1 protein-coding gene is annotated in these 314 nt (G+C 65.9%); it reads left to right on the top strand.

What is annotated here, in order from left to right:
* A partial coding sequence (locus U862_RS29265; protein ID WP_157836092.1) for an immunoglobulin-like domain-containing protein occupies nt 1-314 on the top strand: 314 nt, incomplete at both ends.

Genomic DNA, 314 nt, shown 5'->3' with positions numbered 1-314 from the left:
GGCTCGCCAGTGACCGTGACCCTCAGCAACGGCGCCGTGATCACCATCGACGCCGGCAAAACCACCGGCACCGTGACCGTTCCGGCTCCGGCTGACGACGTCTATAAAGATGCCGGCACTGTCCAGGCCACGATCAAGTCCGCCACCGGCGGCAGTTTCGAAAGCCTGGTGCCAAGCACCACGCCGGCCGTGACCAACGTCACCGACACCATCGACACCACCACCGTCAAACTGACCGCGACCGAATCTGCTGCCGAAGGTGGCACCGTCACCTACACCGCGACCGTCGGCGCGCCAGTGACCGGTTCGCCGGT

Source organism: Pseudomonas sp. H1h, from assembly GCF_000633255.1.
GTDB lineage: Bacteria > Pseudomonadota > Gammaproteobacteria > Pseudomonadales > Pseudomonadaceae > Aquipseudomonas.
Note: the sequence above shows the minus strand (reverse complement) of the source record. Positions and strands in the feature narration are given on the sequence as shown.